Genomic DNA, 18,924 nt, shown 5'->3' with positions numbered 1-18,924 from the left:
ACATCCATCAGTGATGTCGACGGATCCAGCGCTTTGGCGAGCAAGCTCGCTCCCACAAGTTTTCCATACAAATTCAAAAAAATTGGAGACAGCAATGGCCGAAGCAAAAGTACTCAGTGGCGCCGGGCTCCGGGGCCAGGTTGCCGGGCAAACCGCACTGTCCACCGTAGGCCAGGCCGGTGCCGGGCTGACCTATCGCGGCTACGACGTGCGCGAACTGGCAGCCGATGCGCAATTTGAAGAAGTGGCGTACCTGCTGCTGTACGGCGAACTGCCGACCCAGGCCGAACTCGACGCTTATCAAGGCAAGTTGAGCAAGCTGCGCGACCTGCCGCAGGCGCTGAAAGAAGTGCTGGAACGCATCCCCGCCGACGCCCACCCGATGGACGTGATGCGCACCGGTTGCTCGTTCCTTGGCAACATCGAACCGGAGAAAGACTTCTCCGAGCAGCAGGACAAGACTGACCGTCTGCTGGCCGCGTTCCCGGCGATCATGTGCTACTGGTATCGCTTCAGCCACGATGGCAAACGCATCAACTGCGTGACCGATGAACAATCCATCGGCGGCCACTTCCTGCACTTGCTGCACGACAGGAAGCCGAGCGAACTGCACGTCAAAGTGATGAACGTGTCGCTGATTCTCTACGCCGAACACGAATTCAACGCCTCGACCTTCACCGCCCGTGTGTGCGCATCGACCCTGTCCGATCTGTATTCCTGCGTCACGGCGGCCATCGGTTCGTTGCGCGGCCCGCTGCACGGCGGCGCCAACGAAGCGGCGATGGAAATGATCGAGCGCTTTTCGTCGCCCGAAGACGCGATCAAAGGCACTCTCGGCATGCTCGAGCGCAAAGACAAGATCATGGGGTTCGGCCACGCGATCTATAAGGACAGCGACCCGCGCAACGAGGTGATCAAGGGTTGGGCGAAAAAGCTCTCTGATGAAGTCGGTGACAAGGTGCTGTTCGCGGTTTCCGAAGCCATCGACAAGACCATGTGGGAGCAGAAGAAGCTGTTTCCGAACGCCGACTTCTACCACGCCTCGGCGTACCACTTCATGGGCATCCCGACCAAGCTGTTCACACCGATCTTCGTCTGCTCGCGCCTGACCGGCTGGGCGGCGCACGTGTTCGAACAACGCGCCAACAACCGCATCATCCGCCCAAGCGCCGAATACGTCGGCGTAGAACAGCGCAAGTTCGTGCCAATCGAACGTCGCTGAATGGTGAGGGCTGAACACTGATCTTGACGTTCACCTAAATCCCTATGGGAGCTGGCTTGCCAGCGATGACGGAGTCACATCCAGCATCGATGTCGACTGACCCAACACTATCGCTGGCGAGCCAGCTCCCACAGGGTTCAGTGTGAATTTCAAGATCGGTGTCTGGCCCCACCCCTTGAAACTCCCGTGACCCGAGTCCTGACCCGATGAACACAGAATTTCGCAAGAACCTGCCCGGCACACCGCTGGACTATTTCGACGTCCGCGCGGCTGTCGATGCGATCCAGCCCGGCGCTTACGACACCCTGCCGTACACCTCGCGCGTGCTGGCGGAAAACCTTGTGCGTCGCTGCGACCCGGCCACGCTGACCGAATCCCTGAAGCAATTCATCGAGCGCAAGCGCGACCTCGATTTCCCGTGGTTCCCGGCGCGCGTTGTCTGCCATGACATTCTCGGTCAGACCGCACTGGTCGACCTTGCCGGGCTGCGTGACGCTATTGCCTTGCAGGGCGGTGATCCGGCGCAAGTCAATCCGGTGGTGCCGACGCAACTGATCGTCGACCACTCGCTGGCGGTGGAGGCGGGGGGCTTTGATGCGCAGGCGTTCGAGAAGAATCGCGCCATCGAAGATCGTCGCAATGAAGACCGTTTTCATTTCATCAACTGGACCAAAAAAGCCTTCAAGAATGTTGATGTGATCCCGCCGGGCAACGGCATCATGCACCAGATCAACCTGGAGAAAATGTCTCCGGTGATCCAGGTGCGTGACGGCGTGGCGTTCCCCGACACGTGCGTCGGCACCGACAGCCACACCCCGCACGTCGATGCGCTGGGCGTGATCGCCATCGGCGTCGGCGGCCTCGAAGCCGAGAGCGTGATGCTCGGCCGCGCCTCGTGGATGCGCCTGCCGGAAAGCGTCGGCGTCGAACTGACCGGCAAACTGCAACCGGGCATTACCGCCACCGACATGGTGCTGGCGCTGACCGAGTACCTGCGCAAGCAGAAAGTCGTCGGTGCATGGCTGGAGTTCTTCGGTGAAGGCGCTGCCGCGCTGACCCTCGGCGACCGCGCAACGATCTCCAACATGGCGCCGGAATACGGCGCCACCGCGGCGATGTTCTACATCGACCAGCAGACCATCGATTACCTCAAGCTCACCGGTCGTGAAGACCAACAAGTGCAGCTTGTCGAGCACTACGCCAAAACCACCGGTCTGTGGGCCGACAGCCTCAAAGGCGCGCAATACGAGCGCGGTCTGACCTTCGACTTGTCGTCGGTGGTGCGCAACATGGCCGGCCCGAGCAACCCGCACGCGCGCGTTGCGACCTCGGATCTGGCGGCCAAAGGCATCTCCGGTCAGTGGGATGACGTGCCGGGGCAAATGCCCGATGGTGCGGTGATTATCGCGGCCATCACCAGTTGCACCAACACCAGCAATCCGCGCAACGTGATTGCCGCTGGCCTGATTGCGCGCAACGCCAACCGACTCGGGTTGACGCGCAAACCGTGGGTGAAATCCTCGCTGGCGCCGGGTTCGAAAACCGTGGCGCTGTACCTCGACGAAGCGGGGCTGACCACCGAACTGGAACAACTCGGTTTCGGCGTCGTGGCGTTTGCCTGCACCACGTGCAACGGCATGTCCGGCGCACTGGATCCGGTGATCCAGCAGGAAATCATCGACCGCGACCTGTATGCGACTGCCGTGCTCTCGGGCAACCGCAACTTCGACGGCCGCATCCACCCGTACGCCAAGCAGGCCTTCCTCGCTTCGCCGCCGCTGGTGGTTGCTTACGCGATTGCCGGGACCATCCGTTTCGACATCGAGAAAGATGTCTTGGGCGTGGTCGACGGCAAGGACATTCGCCTCAAAGACATCTGGCCGAACGACGAAGAAATCGACGCCGTGGTGAAGTCTTCGGTCAAACCCGAGCAGTTCCGTCAGGTCTACATCCCGATGTTCGCCATCCATGAAGACACCGGCCCGAAAGTCACGCCGCTGTACGACTGGCGCGAGATGAGCACTTACATTCGCCGCCCGCCGTATTGGGAAGGCGCACTGGCCGGCGCGCGTCCGCTCAAGGGCATGCGCCCACTGGCGGTGCTGCCGGACAACATCACCACCGATCACCTGTCGCCCTCGAACGCGATCATGCTCGACAGCGCCGCCGGCGAATACCTGGCGAAAATGGGCTTGCCGGAAGAGGACTTCAACTCCTACGCCACCCACCGTGGCGATCACTTGACCGCCCAGCGCGCGACGTTTGCCAACCCGAAACTGTTCAACGAAATGGTCGTGGAAAACGGCAAGGTCAAGCAGGGCTCGCTGGCCCGTGTCGAGCCGGAAGGCAAAGTGATGCGCATGTGGGAAGCCATCGAAACCTACATGGAGCGCAAGCAGCCGCTGATCATCATCGCCGGCGCCGATTACGGTCAGGGCTCGTCCCGCGACTGGGCGGCCAAAGGCGTGCGTCTGGCGGGTGTCGAAGCCATTGCGGCGGAAGGTTTCGAGCGTATCCATCGCACCAACCTGGTGGGCATGGGCGTGTTGCCGCTGGAGTTCAAGGCGGGCACCGACCGTCATACCCTGGCCATCGACGGCAGCGAAACCTACGACGTGATTGGCGAGCGCAAACCGCGCGCCGACCTGACGCTGGTGATCCATCGCAAGAATGGCGAGCGCGTCGACGTGCCGGTCACTTGCCGCCTCGATACCGCTGAAGAAGTGTCGATCTACGAGGCCGGCGGCGTGTTGCAGCGCTTCGCTCAGGACTTCCTCGAAGAGTCGGCGGCTGCCGTTTAAATCATCGGATGTGGGCATGGGACTTCAAGTCCCATGCCCTCGTTAAGGAGCACCATGGTTCACGTTCCGCAAATCAAGATTCCCGCCACCTACATGCGCGGTGGCACCAGCAAAGGCGTGTTCTTCAGCCTGAAAGATTTGCCTGAAGCGGCGCAGGTTCCAGGTCCCGTCCGCGACGCCTTGCTGCTGCGTGTAATCGGCAGCCCCGACCCGTACGACAAGCAGATCGACGGCATGGGCGGCGCCACTTCAAGCACCAGCAAAACCGTGATCCTGTCGAAAAGCAGCCAGGCTGATCACGACGTCGACTACCTGTTCGGCCAGGTCTCCATCGACAAGCCGTTCGTGGATTGGAGCGGCAACTGCGGCAACCTGTCGGCGGCGGTCGGTTCGTTTGCGATCAGCAACGGCCTGGTCGACGCCAGCCGCATTCCGCACGACGGTGTCGCGGTGGTGCGCGTGTGGCAGGCCAATATCGGCAAAACCATCATCGCCCACGTGCCGATCACCAACGGTGAAGTGCAGGAAACCGGAGATTTCGAACTCGACGGCGTGACCTTTCCGGCGGCCGAAGTGCAGGTGGAGTTCATGGACCCGGCGGCAGAAGAAGAGGGCGGTGGTGGTTCGATGTTTCCTACCGGCAACCTGATCGATGAGCTGGAGGTGCCGGGTGTTGGCACGTTCAGGGCGACCATGATCAATGCGGGTATTCCGACGATTTTCGTCAACGCCGAAGACATCGGCTACACCGGCACCGAACTGCAAAGTGCGATCAACAGCGACCCGAAAGCCTTGCAGATGTTCGAGACCATCCGCGCTTATGGTGCTTTGCGCATGGGCCTGATCTCGAATCTCGATGAAGCGGCCAAGCGCCAACACACACCGAAAGTCGCGTTCGTCTCCAAGCCTGCGGATTACGTGGCGTCCAGCGGTAAAGCGATTGCTGCCGGTGACGTTGATTTGCTGGTGCGTGCATTGTCGATGGGCAAGCTGCACCACGCGATGATGGGCACGGCTGCGGTCGCCATCGGCACTGCGGCGGCAATTCCCGGAACGCTGGTGAACCTGGCGGCGGGTGGCGTTGAGCGCAGCGCCGTGCGCTTCGGTCATCCTTCCGGCACATTGCGGGTCGGTGCCGAGGCGAGCCTGGAACACGGGGAGTGGGTGGTGAAAAAAGCCATCATGAGCCGCAGTGCGCGCGTTTTGATGGAAGGCTACGTGCGTATTCCCGGTGATTCGTTCTGATTCGAGAGCTTTTACCCTCACCCCAGCCCTCTCCCGAAGGGAGAGGGGGCCGACCGGGTTGTCTGGCGTGATACATCGACCTGAAAGACCGAGTCGATTATGGATTCAGGGGGAACGGTCGAGGTTTCTGAAATTGTGTATGGATCTGATCAATTATGGATTCGATGAGATCGTTCACGTCGGTGAAGCTCTACTGCATCCCCCAATCGGTTCCCTCTCCCTCGGGAGAGGGCTAGGGTGAGGGGCTTCACCACCTGAAGAAACACCAAAAGAGCAGGCGCCCCAGACCTGCAATCAACCAGACCAACCAAGCCCTGAGGAAGACCGCACCACTCATCATCCCCGCACAGGAGAAACGCAATGAGCGCCAACGTCGACCTGAACGACCGCCCCGACTACGACCGTGTCCTGCAAGACATCGCCGACTACGTCCTGACCTTCAATGTTGAATCCACCGAAGCCCTGAATACCGCCCGCCACTGCCTGATGGACACGCTGGGTTGCGGCCTGCTGGCGCTGCGTTTTCCCGAATGCACCAAGCACCTTGGCCCCATCGTCGAAGGCACCGTCGTGCCGTTTGGCGCTCGCGTCCCGGGCACCCCTTATCGCCTTGATCCGGTGAAAGCGGCGTGGGATATCGGCTGCATCGTGCGCTGGCTCGACTACAACGACACCTGGCTCGCCGCCGAGTGGGGGCATCCGTCGGACAACCTCGGCGCAATTCTCGCGGTAGCCGATCATCTCTCGCAGAAGCGCTTGGCCAACGCTGAAGCAGCGCTGACGATTCGTGAGGTGCTGGAAGCGATGATCATGGCCCACGAGATTCAGGGCGTCATTGCCCTGGAAAACTCCTTCAACCGCGTGGGACTTGATCACGTCATTCTGGTGAAGGTCGCCTCGACCGCCGTGACCGCCAAACTGATGGGCGCCAATCGCGAGCAGATGTTGTCGGCGCTGTCCCATGCATTTGCCGACGGTCAGGCGCTGCGCACCTACCGTCATGCACCGAATGCGGGCTCGCGAAAATCCTGGGCCGCGGGGGATGCGGCCAGCCGTGGCGTACGTCTGGCCGACATCGCCATGCGTGGCGAGATGGGCATTCCCGGTGTGTTGAGTGCCAAACAGTGGGGCTTTTACGACGTACTCTTCAGCCACACCAACAGCGACCTGGCGTTGAAGCCGGAAGACAAACGCGCCTTCGCTTTCTCACGGCCGTTCGGCAGTTATGTGATGGAAAACGTCCTGTTCAAGATCAGCTTTCCCGCCGAGTTCCACGCGCAAACTGCGTGCGAGGCAGCGGTGACGTTGCATCCGCAAGTGCGCAATCGACTGCACGAAATCGAGCGAATCGTCATCACCACCCACGAATCGGCGATCCGCATCATTTCCAAGGTCGGGCCGCTGGCCAACGCTGCCGACCGCGATCACTGCATTCAGTACATGACCGCCGTGCCGCTGGCCTTCGGCAACCTGATCGCCGAGCAGTACGAGGACGATTTTCACAAAGCTCATCCGATCATTGATGTGCTGCGCGAGAAAATGCTCATCGTCGAAGAGCCGCGCTTCACCCGCGAATACCTCGAGGCCGACAAGCGCTCGATTGCCAACGCCGTGCAGGTGTTTTTCAAGGACGGCACTAGCACCGACAACGTCGTGGTGGAATACCCGATCGGTCATCGCCGCCGCCGGGCGCAGGGCATTCCTTTGCTGGAAGACAAGTTCAAGGCCAACCTGGCAACGCGCTTCACCGGCCAACGTAGCGCCGAGATCCTGGCGCTGTGCAAAGATCAGGCGCGGCTGGAAGCGACGCCAGTCCACCGCTTCGTCGACCTGTTCATGATCTGACGAAAGCCCTACAGGGACGATTTGCGCCATTTTTCGACAGGCAGTTTGGTGATCGCAAAACCGCTCAACAAAATCGCCGAATAGATCATCAGCTCCCGGGACAGGGGTTGCCCTTCGTACCAGGCGCCGATGATCACGGCGAACACCGGGAAAATGATAAACACGAACGACAGAATGATCGGGCTGAGGCGTTTAAGCAGCAAAAAATAAACGATGAATCCACCCACCGACGCCACCAGCCCGAGATAGAACAGGGCAGCCCATGAGCGCGCGGTCACGTCCTGGAAGCTCGGCGCTTCGAAGCTCAATCCGACAATAAATAACATCAGCCCGGCGATGCCGATCGGCAGCGTGTTGTAGGTGATCACGCTGATGGCGCTGCCGTGTTTTTTCGTCACTACGTAGCACAACGCATGCATGACGGCTGCGCAGAGAATCGCCAGCACACCCAGCCATTCCGCCTGATCAAGGTGCAAGCCCTGGCTGCGAATGATCATGAACAGACTGGCGAAGCCGATGGCGATGCCGAGCATTTGCGACGGATAGATTTTCTCGCGCAGAAACAGTGCGCTGAACATCAGGATAAACACCGGCATGCAGCTGAACAGCAGCGCCGTCAGGCCAGACGACACGTGCATCTCGCCATAGTTGAGCAGGTAATACGGCAGGCTGAAATACGACAGCGTAACGAACACAAAAAACCAGCGACTTTGGCGCGGAAACAGCAGGGGTTCCTTGCGCAACACCGCGAAGCTGAGGAACAGCGGGAAGGCAATCAGAAAGCGCAGGCCGGCAGCGGTCAGTGGCGGCACGCTTTCCACGGCAATCTTGATCCCCAGCCACGTGGTGCCCCAACTCAGACAAACGATGAGAAACAGGGTGCTGGTGATCAATCCGGCAAGCCAGGGTTTGCTGATGTTCATTGGTGAGCTGACGACAGTTGACATGTAGGGTGCTCCGAGCGAGGAATTGACCTCATTACTGAAAAGGTCTATTCCTGATTGAACCTGTTTTCAATACGCTATTAGGGGCGAGAATGACTGTCAAAGTAAGTATTGCCATGGTGTCAATCCTTCGCGACGGCCTCGTCAATGGCGTCGGCGTCAAGTACAAACGCTTGGCCGATGCGGTCGAAAAGGCCATCGGCGAGGGCGTTATCGAGGCAGGTTGCAAGCTGCCACCGCACAGACTGTTGGCCGATAGTCTTGGCGTCACCATCGGCACCATCAGTCGTGCTTACGGCGAGCTGGAGCGTGTCGGGTTAGTCGTGGCCCGCGTAGGAGACGGCACCTATGTGCGTCAGCGCGGGATGGAACGGCCGCAGGACAAAGGCTTTCGCAATGTCAGCGACGAGCCGCCAGCGTGTTTCGACATGAGCCGCAACCAGCCGATCCCCGGTCAGGAAGCAGCGTTCATGCGCGAGAGTCTTGTTGAACTGGCCAATGATCCGGGCCTGTTACAGCAATTGACCGGGTATACCGCCGAAAGCGGATTGGCCAGGCACCGGGTGGCGGGGGCGGTCTGGTTGCGCCACGGGAATTTCGTGCCGCACGCCGATCAGGTGCTGTGCGTCAACGGTGGCCAGCACGGTTTGCTGTGCGCCCTGATGGCTTTGCTCAAGGCCGGCGACACGGTCGTGACCGAGCATTTGTCCTACCCCGGATTGATCAGCGTCGCACGTCAACTCGGGATAAAACTCATCGGCGCCGCGATGGATGACGAAGGACTGTTGCCCTCGGCGCTGGAGGACATTTGCCGTCAGCATCGGGTGGCGGCGGTGTATTGCACGCCAACGATCCAGAATCCTACAGCCGCTGTGATGTCGATCCTGCGGCGCGAGGCGATTGCCGAGGTGTGCCGCCAGCACAATCTGCTGATTATCGAAGACGAAGCCCATGCTGTGCTCGACCACCAGCGCCCGCTGCCATTGAGTTATTTCGCCCCCGAGCGTGCGGTGCTGATCGGCAGTCTCAGCAAGGCCGTTTCGGCGGGTTTGCGGGTCGGTTATCTGCATGCGCCGCAGGCGTTGATCGTGCGTATCAGCTCAGCCATTCGTGCAACGTGCTGGATGGCCAATCCGCTGTCGATGGAGGTGGCGCGCCTGTGGATCGAAAACGGCATGGCCGAACGTTTGCTGGATGAGCAGATCACGGAGATTGGCCGCCGCAAGGCGTTGGTTGCAGGTGTGCTGGACGGCTTGAACTACAAGACGCACACCTACAGTCCGCACTTTTGGGTAGAGGTGCCCGAGTTGTGGCGAGCGTCGCAGATTGCTGCGGAATTGAAAGAAAACAACTATCTGGTGGCGACTGCCGAGGCGTTTGCGGTAGGGCATGCGGCGGTGCCGCAGTTTATTCGGGTGAGCGTGTGTAATTCGGTGGGGAATGACGGATTGTTGCTTGGCGGTTTCGAAGCTTTGGCCTGGGCATTAACAGACATCGTGTAATCGTTCATCGCGGGCAAGCCCGCTCCCACAGGTTTCTCTGGTGTTTGCAACATTCACATTCACAACAAATCCCTGTGGGCGCTGGCTTGCCAGCGATGGCGTCAGATCAGACACCGCAAAACTACTTGAACCGTCGCTCCACCCCTTTCTCCACCAGAATCTTCGCTGAGATCTCTTCCACCGAAAAATGTGTGGAATTGATGTTCGGAATGTTTTCGCGGCGGAACAGGTTTTCCACTTCGCGCACTTCGAATTCGCACTGGGCATAGCTCGAATAGCGGCTGTTGGGTTTGCGCTCGTTGCGGATCGCGGTGAGGCGGTCCGGGTCGATGGTCAGGCCGAACAGCTTGTGCTGATGGGCGCGCAGGGCGGGCGGCAGTTGCAGGCGCTCCATGTCGTCTTCGGTCAGCGGGTAGTTGGCCGCGCGGATACCAAATTGCATGGCCATGTACAGACACGTCGGCGTCTTACCACATCGCGACACGCCCACTAGAATCAGATCGGCCTTGTCGTAATAGTGCGTGCGGGCGCCGTCATCGTTGTCGAGGGCGAAGTTCACCGCCTCGATCCGCTCCATGTAATTGGAGTTGTGCCCGATCGAATGCGACTTGCCGACAGTGTAGGAAGAATGCTCGGTCAATTCCTGCTCAAGCGGGGCGAGGAACGTCGAGAAAATGTCGATCATGAAACCATTGGACGTTGCGAGAATCTCACGAATGTCCTGATTGACGATGGTGTCGAAGATGATCGGGCGAAAGCCGTCGGTTTCGGCGGCTTTATTGATTTGTTGTACCATGGCCCGCGCTTTATCCACGCTGTCGATGTATGGTCGCGTGAATTTGCTGAAGGTAATGTTTTCGAACTGCGCCAGGAGGCTTTGACCCAGGGTTTCGGCGGTAATGCCGGTGCCATCGGAGATAAAGAAAGCAGATCGTTTCATTTGCACCTTGGGCCTTAAGCTAATAACGAATCTTGGATATGATAGGCGCGATTTGCCGGCCGCCATTGGCCTGCATTCTCACTTATTTTCCAGGTCCAGGCCATACAACCGGCCAACGCTCCCCCGAGCAGCCGGTTTCTGAGCTTTTCCAACACAGTTAGTGGAGAGATCACCTTGGTAGAGTACGTAGTTTCCCTCGATAAGCTCGGCAAACACGATGTTGAGCATGTGGGGGGCAAGAACGCATCCCTGGGCGAGATGATCAGCAACCTGGCGGGTGCCGGTGTGTCGGTCCCCGGCGGCTTCGCCACCACCGCCCAGGCCTATCGCGACTTCCTCGAACTGAGTGGCCTCAACGACCAGATCCACCAGGCCCTCGACGCGCTCGATGTTGATGACGTCAACGCACTGGCCAGGACCGGCGCGCAGATCCGTCAATGGATCATGGACGCCGAATTCCCGGAAAAACTCAATACCGAGATCCGCACCGCGTTCGCCGCGCTGTCGGCCGGCAACCCTGACATGGCCGTGGCCGTGCGTTCTTCAGCCACTGCCGAAGACTTGCCGGACGCATCCTTCGCCGGTCAGCAGGAAACCTTCCTGAACATCCGTGGCGTGGAGAACGTTATCCGCGCTGCCAAAGAGGTGTTCGCCTCGCTGTTCAACGACCGTGCGATCTCCTACCGCGTGCATCAGGGCTTCGACCACAAACTGGTCGCCCTGTCTGCCGGCGTGCAGCGCATGGTGCGTTCGGAAACCGGCACCGCCGGCGTGATGTTTACCCTCGACACCGAGTCCGGTTTCCGTGACGTGGTGTTTATCACCGGCGCTTACGGTCTGGGCGAAACCGTCGTTCAAGGCGCGGTGAACCCGGACGAATTCTATGTCCACAAGGGCACGCTGGAGGCCGGTCGTCCGGCGATCCTGCGTCGCAACCTGGGCAGCAAAGCCATCAAGATGATCTACGGCGAAGTCGCCACGGCCGGCAAGTCGGTCAAGACCATCGACGTCGACAAGGCTGATCGCGCGCGTTTCTGCCTGTCCGACGCTGAAGTCAGCGAGCTGGCCAAGCAGGCGATGATCATCGAGAAGCACTACCAGTGCCCGATGGACATCGAGTGGGCCAAGGACGGTGACGACGGCAAGCTGTACATCGTGCAGGCCCGTCCGGAAACCGTGAAAAGCCGCACCCAGGCCAACGTCATGGAACGTTACCTGTTGAAAGAAACCGGCACCGTGCTGGTTGAAGGGCGTGCCATTGGCCAGCGCATCGGCGCCGGTAAAGTGCGGATCATCAAGGACGTGTCCGAGATGGACAAGGTCCAGCCGGGCGACGTACTGGTTTCCGACATGACCGACCCGGACTGGGAACCGGTAATGAAGCGCGCCAGCGCCATCGTGACCAACCGGGGCGGGCGTACCTGCCACGCGGCGATCATCGCCCGTGAGCTGGGCATTCCAGCCGTTGTCGGTTGCGGCAACGCCACCCAGTTGCTGAAGGATGGCCAGGGCGTAACCGTGTCCTGCGCTGAAGGCGACACCGGTTACATCTTCGAAGGCGAATTGGGCTTCGACATCAAGAAGAACTCCGTGGACGCCATGCCTGATCTGCCGTTCAAGATCATGATGAACGTCGGCAACCCGGACCGCGCCTTCGACTTCGCGCAACTGCCGAACGCCGGTGTGGGCCTGGCCCGTCTGGAGTTCATCATCAACCGCATGATCGGCGTGCACCCTAAAGCGCTGCTGAACTACGACGGTCTGCCGCAGGAAATCAAGGACAGCGTCGACAAGCGTATTGCCGGCTACGACGATCCGGTTGGCTTCTATGTCGACAAACTGGTTGAAGGCATCAGCACCCTGGCAGCAGCGTTCACTCCGAAGAAGGTCATCGTGCGTCTGTCGGACTTCAAGTCCAACGAATACGCCAACCTGATCGGCGGCAAGCTGTACGAGCCGGAAGAAGAAAACCCGATGCTGGGTTTCCGTGGTGCTTCGCGTTACATCAGCGAATCGTTCCGCGATTGCTTCGAACTCGAATGCCGCGCGCTGAAACGCGTGCGCAACGAGATGGGCCTGACCAACGTCGAAATCATGGTGCCGTTCGTGCGCACCCTCGGCGAAGCCAGTCAGGTTGTTGATCTGCTCGCAGAGAACGGCCTCAAGCGCGGCGAAAACGGGCTGCGCGTGATCATGATGTGCGAATTGCCATCCAACGCGATTCTGGCTGAAGAGTTCCTCGAGTTCTTCGACGGTTTCTCGATCGGTTCCAACGACCTGACTCAGCTGACGCTGGGTCTGGATCGTGACTCCGGGATCATCGCGCACCTCTTCGACGAGCGTAATCCGGCCGTCAAGAAGCTGCTGTCGAACGCGATTCAGGCGTGCAACAAGGCTGGCAAATACATCGGTATCTGCGGTCAGGGCCCTTCCGATCACCCGGATCTGGCCCGCTGGCTGATGGAGCAGGGCATCGAAAGCGTGTCGCTGAACCCGGACACTGTGCTGGAAACCTGGTTCTTCCTCGCGGAAGGCCAAGCGCAGGCTTGATGGTTATGTGAACGGGTCGCTGCCCCTGAGGGAGCGAGCTTGCTCGCGAAGACGGACTGACATTCAACATCGATGTCGACAGATGTACCGCTTTCGCAAGCAAGCTCGCTCCCACAAGGGGCGGGGCTTTGAGATTGAAGTAGGGCGAGCGCCTCCGGATGCCGCCCTTTTTTGTGCAAGAGCATTATGCAAAGCAGCAGCAACCTATTTCCTGTCGCCCTGATCAGCGCCGAGCGGCGCGGCGATCTGAGCGAAGACGTTTATCGTCTGAAACCCGGCAACAGCCCGGACTGGTCCGTAGAAATCGCCGTCACCCGTTTGGGTATGGCCGATGAACCGGCGGTACGTGGTGTGCCGGTCATTCTGTTGCACGGCAGTTTTTCCAACCGACGCTTCTGGTTCTCGCCCAAAGGTCTGGGGCTAGGCGCTTATCTGGCGCGGCTGGGCTTCGACGTGTGGATTCCGGAGATGCGCGGTCACGGTTTATCGCAGCGCAACGAGGAATACCGCAGGAACCGTGTCGCCGACTACGCCAGGTACGACCTGCCGGCAATCGCTGCATTCGTGCGAGAGCAGAGCGGGCAGGTGCCGCACTGGATCGGCCATTCGCTGGGCGGCATTACCCTGGCGGCGGCTCTGGGTGGCGAGTATCTGGGCGAACCCGCCGTGGCGTCGGCGGCGTTTTTTGGCACTCAGGTCAGCCGTACTTACTGGCCGCTGAAGATTCCGCCGGTTGAATGGAGCGGTCGCTTCATTCTCAAGCGTTTCGCGCAGTTGTCGGGCTCACGTCTCAAGCGCGGACCGGAAGACGAGCCCATCGGCCTGGCCATCGAGAGCATGCGCTGGTACGGCCTGTTCGGCCGGTTTGGTTACAAGGACAAAGATTGGTGGGCCGGTCTGGCTGATGTTCACGTGCCAGTGCTGGCGGTGAGTGCAGCCGGGGACCATCAGGATCCTGCGTGGGCTTGTCGCAAACTGTTCGAGCAGATTGGCTCTGAGCACAAACAGTTCATCAATCTGGGGCGCGAACAGGGCTTCAACGATAATTTCGGCCATGTCGAAATGTTAGTAAGCAAGGCTGCACAGACGCAGGTATGGCCACTGGTGGCACGCTGGTTGAACGATCAGCACACGCCGTTACTGGGTGAGAAGCCGGATCTGGCGGCAGCGGTCTGAGTCGCGAGGCGCTGAAAAAAGGCCATTTCGTTCGGGTCGGCTTGCGGCTAAGATATGACGCATTGTGCGGTTCTGGTCACTTTTAGTGGCTGATTTGCTATTACGTTTCAGCGTTTGTTCAGGTTCGTTCAGCGACCCTTGCATGAACTAAGGTAAACAGCGACTGCCGGAACTCGTCTCACAAGAGTGCGTCATCCTTGATCGTCTTCCTTTTTACAGGAGTTTTTCGATGAACCATTACCTCACGCCTGACCTGTGCGACGCCTATCCGGAGCTGGTCCAGGTGCTGGAACCGATGTTCAGCAATTTCGGCGGCCGTGATTCATTCGGCGGCGAAATCGTGACCATCAAATGCTTCGAAGACAACTCGCGGGTCAAGGAGCAGGTCGAGCTCAAAGGGAATGGCAAGGTACTGGTGGTCGACGGTGGTGGTTCGCTGCGTCATGCCCTGCTGGGGGACATGCTGGCCGAGAAAGCCGCGAAAAACGGTTGGGAAGGGCTGGTGATCTACGGTTGCATCCGCGACGTCGATATCATCGCGCAGACCGATCTGGGCGTGCAGGCCCTTGCTAGCCACCCGAGGAAGTCCAACAGGCGCGGGCTCGGCGACCTTGACGTTCCAGTAACTTTCGCCGGAGTGACGTTCCACCCGGGCCACTACATTTATGCGGACAACAACGGCGTGATCATCTCGCCGAGCCCGCTGAAGATGCCTGAATAAGCTTTTGACAAAGGGATGAGGATGTTCGAGGAAGAAAACGCGCAATGGGGGCTGGTGCATGCCCTGGTGCTGGACGGTAGAGGCGGTGCGCGTTCGATAGCCCGGACTGAGCTCGACGATTTGCAGCTACAGGCCCATGAAAGTCTGTGGCTGCACTGGGATCGCAGTCATCCGCAAACGCAGACCTGGCTGCGCAAATCCAGTGGCCTGAACGAATTCTCCTGCGACTTGCTGTTGGAAGAGAACACTCGACCGCGCCTGTTGCCGTTGCCCGATTCCGAATTGCTGCTGTTTTTGCGCGGCGTCAACCTCAACCCGGGTGCCGAACCGGAAGACATGGTCTCGGTGCGGATTTTCGCGTCTGCCCAGCGCGTTATTTCCCTGCGTTTGCGCCCGTTGCGCGCCACGGATGAACTGCTGACGATTCTGGCGGAGGGCAAAGGCCCGAAAACGTCCTCTGAGCTGATCCTGTATCTGGCGCAATTCCTCACTAATAAAGTGCAGGATCTGGTCACTTGCCTCTCGGAAGTCGCCGATGAGGAAGAAGAAAAGATGGATGCCGACGAACGGTATACCCCAGAGCACGGATCGATTTTGCACATCCGTCGAAGGGCGGCTGGACTGAAGCGGTTTCTCGCTCCACAGCGGGATATTTTCGGCCAGATGACGCGGATAAAACTGCCGTGGTTTGTCGATGATGATGCCGATTACTGGAACGAGCTGAACAACAGCCTGACCCGTTATCTGGAAGAACTCGAATTGACCCGAGAGCGCGTGGGGCTTGTCCTGGAGGCAGAAGACCGGCGTTTGAGCGTGCGCATGAATCGCACGATGTACCGCTTCGGGATCATCACCTGCATCTTTTTGCCGATGAGTTTTATCACCGGGCTGTTGGGTATAAATGTGGGCGGAATTCCGTTCGCGAGCAGCCCTTATGGTTTCCTGATCGCCTGCTTGACGGTGCTTGCCATGGCCTTCGGCCAATGGTGGTTATTCCGTCGTTTGCGCTGGGTCTGAACATGGCGCATGTGACCCGACCAAATCTGCCCGCGTCTTTCACAGACATCACGAGAGGTGCGTATGCACGATCCGTTTGAACAGTCTTTGCGCGACATGCTCAACGCCTCGCCGTCCAGCCGTGACGACGATGCGTGTCTGGGCCGCGTACTCAAAACCGCCAACCGCCAGGTCGGCGCGGGTGATCTGTTTAGCCTGCTGGGCCGCTGGCTGCCCGCGCTGATGATCGCCCTGAATAACGGATCGGCCCATGTCTCGCCGGTTTCCCGTCTTCGTAAACCTACCGCTCGCACTGCTGATAAGGCTGATTGAATATGGAACTTGATCTCTGGACTCAGAGCCTCGTCACTGCAATGACTGCGTTGTGGACCAAAGTCGCCAACTTCATCCCGAACCTGTTCGGCGCACTGGTGGTGCTGCTGTTGGGTTTCGTCGTGGCCAAGTTGCTCGATACCTTGCTGTCCAAATTGCTCGCTAAATTGGGCCTCGATCGCCTGATGGGCGGCACCGGGCTGACCAAGTTGCTGTCGCGCGCAGGGCTTCAGGTGCCGATCTCGACACTGATCGGCAAGATCGTTTACTGGTTCGTGCTGCTTATTTTTCTGGTTTCTGCAGCAGAATCCCTTGGCCTTGAGAGAGTTTCAGCTACGCTCGATATGCTGGCGCTGTATTTGCCGAAAGTATTTGGCGCAGCCCTGGTGTTGCTGGTGGGTGTTTTGCTCGCGCAGTTGGCCAATGGGCTGGTCCGTGGGGCGGCAGAAGGCGTAGGCCTGGACTACGCTTCGGGGCTGGGGCGAATCGCTCAGGGGCTGGTGATCATCATCAGCATCTCGGTCGCGATCAGTCAGCTTGAGGTCAAGACCGACCTGCTGAACCATGTGATTGTCATCGTATTGATTACCGTTGGTCTGGCGGTTGCGCTGGCCATGGGGTTGGGAAGCCGGGAAATTGCCGGTCAGATTCTTGCGGGAATCTATGTGCGTGAGTTGTACCAGGTTGGGCAACAAGTGCGTGTTGGCGAGGTCGAAGGCCAGATCGAAGAGATCGGCACGGTTAAAACCACATTGCTGACCGATGAGGGTGAGCTAGTCTCTCTTTCCAATCGGATCCTGCTGGAACAGCATGTGAGTAGCCGCTAATCCGGCAAACCCTGCTAATGTATGCCGCCGCGAATGCCAGCTGAGGCTGGTTGCGGCGGACATTGACCTGACTGTCGGCACGACTTGTTTTGAATAAAGCCCAAACGCTATCTACGCGCTACGACCCCCGCGAGCTCTCTGATGAGGAGTTGGTCGCGCGCTCGCACACCGAGCTGTTTCACGTGACGCGTGCCTATGAAGAACTGATGCGGCGTTACCAGCGAACATTATTTAACGTCTGTGCGAGATATCTTGGGAACGATCGCGACGCAGACGATGTCTGTCAGGAAGTGATGTTGAAGGTGTTGTATGGCTTGAAGAATTTCGAGGGGAAATCGAAGTTCAAAACCTGGCTGTACAGCATCACTTACAACGAATGCATCACGCAGTATCGGAAGGAACGGCGAAAGCGTCGCTTGATGGACGCATTGAGTCTTGACCCCCTCGAGGAAGCGTCCGAAGAAAAGGCGCCAAAACCCGAGGACAAGGGCGGGCTTGATCGCTGGCTGGTGTATGTGAACCCGATTGACCGCGAAATTCTGGTGCTACGATTTGTCGCAGAGCTGGAGTTTCAGGAGATCGCAGACATCATGCACATGGGTTTGAGTGCTACAAAAATGCGGTACAAACGCGCTCTAGATAAATTGCGTGAGAAATTTGCAGGCATTGCTGAAACTTAGTTCAGCGCAAATATCTCTTACGTGTAGGCAAGTTCTGATAGACTTGCCGCCGAGTTGTCCCCCGGTTTGCGGGACTGCTTCACAATCACCAGATGGGGATTTAACGGATGAAACTGAAAAACACCTTGGGCTTGGCCATTGGTTCTCTTATTGCTGCCACTTCGTTCGGCGCTCTGGCACAAGGCCAAGGCGCAGTTGAAATCGAAGGCTTCGCTAAGAAAGAACAATTCGACAGCGCTCGTAACTTCAAGAACAACGGCAACCTGTTCGGCGGCTCGATCGGTTACTTCCTGACCGACGACGTTGAACTGCGTCTGGGCTACGACGAAGTGCACAACGTACGTGCCGACGACGGCAAGAACGTAAAAGGCGCTAACACCGCTCTGGACGCTCTGTACCACTTCAACAACCCGGGCGACATGCTGCGTCCGTACGTTTCGGCCGGTTTCTCTGACCAGAGCATCGACCAGAACGGTTCGAACGGTCGTAACCGTTCCACTTTCGCCAACGTTGGCGGCGGTGCCAAGCTGTACTTCACTGACAACTTCTACGCCCGTGCCGGCGTTGAAGCTCAGTACAACATCGACCAAGGCGACACCGAGTGGGCTCCAAGCGTCGGTATCGGTGTGAACTTCGGTGGCGGCTCCAAGCCTGCTGCTGCTCCAGTTCCAGCACCAGCTGAAGTCTGCTCCGACAGCGACAACGATGGCGTTTGCGACAACGTTGACAAGTGCCCAGACACCCCAGCCAACGTAACTGTTGACGCTGATGGCTGCCCGGCAGTTGCTGAAGTTGTTCGTGTTGAGCTGGACGTTAAATTTGACTTCGACAAATCTGTTGTTAAAACCAACAGCTACGGCGATATCAAAAACCTGGCTGACTTCATGAAGCAGTACCCATCCACCACCACTACTGTTGAAGGTCACACTGACTCCGTCGGTCCTGACGCTTACAACCAGAAACTGTCCGAGCGTCGTGCAAACGCCGTTAAGCAAGTTCTGACCAACCAGTACGGTGTTGAATCGTCCCGCGTTCAGTCTGTTGGCTACGGCGAATCCCGCCCAGTTGCTGACAACAAAACTGAAGCTGGCCGCGCTGTAAACCGTCGCGTAGAAGCGCAGGTTGAAGCTCAAGCTAAGTAA

At 58.8% G+C, this 18,924-nt stretch carries 15 protein-coding genes; 13 read left to right on the top strand and 2 right to left on the bottom strand.

Annotation, left to right across the window (positions count from 1 at the left end; genetic code table 11):
- The first annotated feature begins 94 nt into the window (after nucleotides 1-94).
- From prpC to prpD, 4 genes are all read left to right on the top strand, one after another.
- Entirely contained in the window at nucleotides 95-1,222 is a 1,128-nt protein-coding gene (gene prpC, locus AB4P91_RS23800; RefSeq protein ID WP_395603845.1) for a 2-methylcitrate synthase, read from the top strand.
- 206 nt (nucleotides 1,223-1,428) lie between these two features.
- Nucleotides 1,429-4,023, top strand: a complete 2,595-nt coding sequence (gene acnD, locus AB4P91_RS23795) for a Fe/S-dependent 2-methylisocitrate dehydratase AcnD (RefSeq protein WP_395603844.1) — start codon at nucleotides 1,429-1,431, stop codon at nucleotides 4,021-4,023.
- A gap of 54 nt (nucleotides 4,024-4,077) precedes the next feature.
- Nucleotides 4,078-5,268: a 2-methylaconitate cis-trans isomerase PrpF gene (gene prpF, locus AB4P91_RS23790; RefSeq protein ID WP_395603843.1), complete on the top strand. Its 1,191-nt coding sequence runs from the start codon at nucleotides 4,078-4,080 to the stop codon at nucleotides 5,266-5,268.
- 360 nt (nucleotides 5,269-5,628) lie between these two features.
- Nucleotides 5,629-7,113 (top strand): 2-methylcitrate dehydratase, encoded by a 1,485-nt coding sequence (prpD, locus tag AB4P91_RS23785; RefSeq protein WP_395603842.1) that lies wholly within the window; start codon nucleotides 5,629-5,631, stop codon nucleotides 7,111-7,113.
- Between the two features lie 8 nt (nucleotides 7,114-7,121).
- Here prpD and AB4P91_RS23780 read toward each other — a convergent pair whose 3' ends face one another.
- Nucleotides 7,122-8,036, bottom strand: coding sequence for a DMT family transporter (locus AB4P91_RS23780; RefSeq protein ID WP_395605001.1), 915 nt, complete (start codon nucleotides 8,034-8,036; stop codon nucleotides 7,122-7,124).
- A 113-nt stretch (nucleotides 8,037-8,149) separates the two neighbouring features.
- Here AB4P91_RS23780 and AB4P91_RS23775 point away from each other — a divergent pair, with 113 nt between their 5' ends.
- Nucleotides 8,150-9,559 carry a PLP-dependent aminotransferase family protein gene (locus AB4P91_RS23775; RefSeq protein WP_395603841.1) on the top strand — a complete coding sequence of 470 codons (1,410 nt, stop codon included), beginning with the start codon at nucleotides 8,150-8,152 and terminating at the stop codon, nucleotides 9,557-9,559.
- 121 nt (nucleotides 9,560-9,680) lie between these two features.
- Here the strand turns inward: AB4P91_RS23775 and AB4P91_RS23770 are convergent, their stop codons facing one another.
- On the bottom strand, nucleotides 9,681-10,499 hold the full coding sequence (locus AB4P91_RS23770; protein WP_042558495.1) for a pyruvate, water dikinase regulatory protein: 819 nt from the start codon (nucleotides 10,497-10,499) through the stop codon (nucleotides 9,681-9,683).
- 174 nt (nucleotides 10,500-10,673) lie between these two features.
- Here AB4P91_RS23770 and ppsA point away from each other — a divergent pair, with 174 nt between their 5' ends.
- The 8 genes from ppsA (at nucleotide 10,674) to AB4P91_RS23730 (ending at nucleotide 18,924) form a co-directional block, all read left to right on the top strand.
- On the top strand, nucleotides 10,674-13,049 hold the full coding sequence (ppsA, locus tag AB4P91_RS23765; protein ID WP_150597026.1) for a phosphoenolpyruvate synthase: 2,376 nt from the start codon (nucleotides 10,674-10,676) through the stop codon (nucleotides 13,047-13,049).
- Between the two features lie 186 nt (nucleotides 13,050-13,235).
- The gene (locus AB4P91_RS23760; protein ID WP_395603840.1) at nucleotides 13,236-14,225 is read left to right on the top strand and encodes an alpha/beta fold hydrolase; all 990 of its coding nucleotides are present in this window, start codon (nucleotides 13,236-13,238) and stop codon (nucleotides 14,223-14,225) included.
- Between the two features lie 229 nt (nucleotides 14,226-14,454).
- Entirely contained in the window at nucleotides 14,455-14,946 is a 492-nt protein-coding gene (rraA, locus tag AB4P91_RS23755) for a ribonuclease E activity regulator RraA (RefSeq protein WP_100847899.1), read from the top strand.
- A gap of 21 nt (nucleotides 14,947-14,967) precedes the next feature.
- Complete coding sequence (locus AB4P91_RS23750) at nucleotides 14,968-15,963, top strand: zinc transporter ZntB (RefSeq protein WP_395603839.1); 996 nt, start codon at nucleotides 14,968-14,970, stop codon at nucleotides 15,961-15,963.
- 63 nt (nucleotides 15,964-16,026) lie between these two features.
- Nucleotides 16,027-16,275, top strand: a complete 249-nt coding sequence (locus tag AB4P91_RS23745) for a hypothetical protein (RefSeq protein WP_008076827.1) — start codon at nucleotides 16,027-16,029, stop codon at nucleotides 16,273-16,275.
- A 2-nt stretch (nucleotides 16,276-16,277) separates the two neighbouring features.
- Nucleotides 16,278-17,102 (top strand): mechanosensitive ion channel domain-containing protein, encoded by an 825-nt coding sequence (locus tag AB4P91_RS23740; RefSeq protein ID WP_008048604.1) that lies wholly within the window; start codon nucleotides 16,278-16,280, stop codon nucleotides 17,100-17,102.
- Nucleotides 17,103-17,191: 89 nt separating this feature from the next.
- Nucleotides 17,192-17,782: an RNA polymerase sigma factor SigX gene (sigX, locus tag AB4P91_RS23735; protein WP_042558499.1), complete on the top strand. Its 591-nt coding sequence runs from the start codon at nucleotides 17,192-17,194 to the stop codon at nucleotides 17,780-17,782.
- Between the two features lie 107 nt (nucleotides 17,783-17,889).
- A complete protein-coding gene (locus tag AB4P91_RS23730) occupies nucleotides 17,890-18,924 on the top strand; it encodes an OmpA family protein (protein WP_042558500.1) in 1,035 nt (344 codons plus the stop codon).

The sequence above is a fragment of the Pseudomonas sp. B21128 genome (genome assembly GCF_044218865.1).
GTDB classification, from domain to species: domain Bacteria; phylum Pseudomonadota; class Gammaproteobacteria; order Pseudomonadales; family Pseudomonadaceae; genus Aquipseudomonas; species Aquipseudomonas iridis.
The sequence above is the reverse complement of the archived record's forward strand: the minus strand, read 5'-3'. Positions and strand labels throughout refer to the sequence as shown.

Bases quoted from the DNA above. Each gene is read 5' to 3' on its own strand.
- prpC (WP_395603845.1), top strand. From the start codon at position 95: ATGGCCGAAGCAAAAGTACTCAGTGGCGCCGGGCTCCGGGGCCAGGTT.
- acnD (WP_395603844.1), top strand. From the start codon at position 1,429: ATGAACACAGAATTTCGCAAGAACCTGCCCGGCACACCGCTGGACTAT.
- prpF (WP_395603843.1), top strand. From the start codon at position 4,078: ATGGTTCACGTTCCGCAAATCAAGATTCCCGCCACCTACATGCGCGGT.
- prpD (WP_395603842.1), top strand. From the start codon at position 5,629: ATGAGCGCCAACGTCGACCTGAACGACCGCCCCGACTACGACCGTGTC.
- AB4P91_RS23780 (WP_395605001.1), bottom strand. From the start codon at position 8,036: ATGAACATCAGCAAACCCTGGCTTGCCGGATTGATCACCAGCACCCTG.
- AB4P91_RS23775 (WP_395603841.1), top strand. From the start codon at position 8,150: ATGACTGTCAAAGTAAGTATTGCCATGGTGTCAATCCTTCGCGACGGC.
- AB4P91_RS23770 (WP_042558495.1), bottom strand. From the start codon at position 10,499: ATGAAACGATCTGCTTTCTTTATCTCCGATGGCACCGGCATTACCGCC.
- AB4P91_RS23760 (WP_395603840.1), top strand. From the start codon at position 13,236: ATGCAAAGCAGCAGCAACCTATTTCCTGTCGCCCTGATCAGCGCCGAG.
- rraA (WP_100847899.1), top strand. From the start codon at position 14,455: ATGAACCATTACCTCACGCCTGACCTGTGCGACGCCTATCCGGAGCTG.
- AB4P91_RS23750 (WP_395603839.1), top strand. From the start codon at position 14,968: ATGTTCGAGGAAGAAAACGCGCAATGGGGGCTGGTGCATGCCCTGGTG.
- AB4P91_RS23745 (WP_008076827.1), top strand. From the start codon at position 16,027: ATGCACGATCCGTTTGAACAGTCTTTGCGCGACATGCTCAACGCCTCG.
- AB4P91_RS23740 (WP_008048604.1), top strand. From the start codon at position 16,278: ATGGAACTTGATCTCTGGACTCAGAGCCTCGTCACTGCAATGACTGCG.
- AB4P91_RS23730 (WP_042558500.1), top strand. From the start codon at position 17,890: ATGAAACTGAAAAACACCTTGGGCTTGGCCATTGGTTCTCTTATTGCT.